This is a genomic window from Bartonella sp. AA74HLJMH, from assembly GCF_042197045.1.
GTDB lineage: Bacteria > Pseudomonadota > Alphaproteobacteria > Rhizobiales > Rhizobiaceae > Bartonella.
The window spans coordinates 1-786 of record NZ_JBHIRJ010000126.1; the positions used below are offsets into that span (position 1 = coordinate 1).

Annotated in this window: 1 pseudogene; it reads right to left on the minus strand. The window is 43.6% G+C overall.

The window, feature by feature from the left end:
* Nucleotides 1–786, minus strand: a pseudogene (locus tag ACFINH_RS10130) (hypothetical protein); the annotation flags it as partial.

Below are 786 nucleotides of genomic sequence, written 5' to 3' on the forward strand. Positions count from 1 at the left end.
GACGTTCTACTAATGTCGCCATTTTTAAGAGACGTTATCTTGCTGCTCTCTTTACTGTCCCCATGCGTCGCTACAAAAGAACCTTTAGCCTTATCCCACAACAAGGCGTCAGCCTGAGCAGTGGTAATTTCATTGGTAATCTCTTTATGTAAATCCGTGAAAGAAGTTCCTACACCGGCAAACGCTGAAGCCACATCTGTATAGCTCTCCTCACTCTCAGTTCCATCAGATTTTACTGTTTTAACCGTGAACTTAGGTTTGCTCCATTTGCCATCCTCATACTTAGCTCCTCCACCTAAAGATTGTGCAACTTTATCACCTAGAGCATGAAGCTGATTACCCGTTACAGCATCCGTGGAACCATCCTTAATGACGCCATCTAAAAGAGATGTAAGCTTGCTATTGCTTTTGCTATCTTTCTCTCCATGCGTCGCTACAAAGGCATGTGCAGCATCGCTCCATAATAAAGCATCACCATTAACCGCTTGAGTAATATTACTTAGTTTTTCATCAAACTTTTTGACCTCATTAGACAGATGAGTGTTCACATTCTTGACACTCGTATCAAGACCCGCAAAGGCACTACCAACATCATTGAAGCTCGTCTTTCCCACATCACCATCTGCAGAAACATGAGAGATCTCGTAAGTCGGAGCTGTCCATGTGCCATTCTCATACTTAGCTTTACCACCTAAAGACTTCGCAACACCGCTCCCTAGTGCATATAGCTGGTTACCCGCTACAGCATCCGTTGACGTTCTACTAATGTCGCCATTTTTAAGAGAC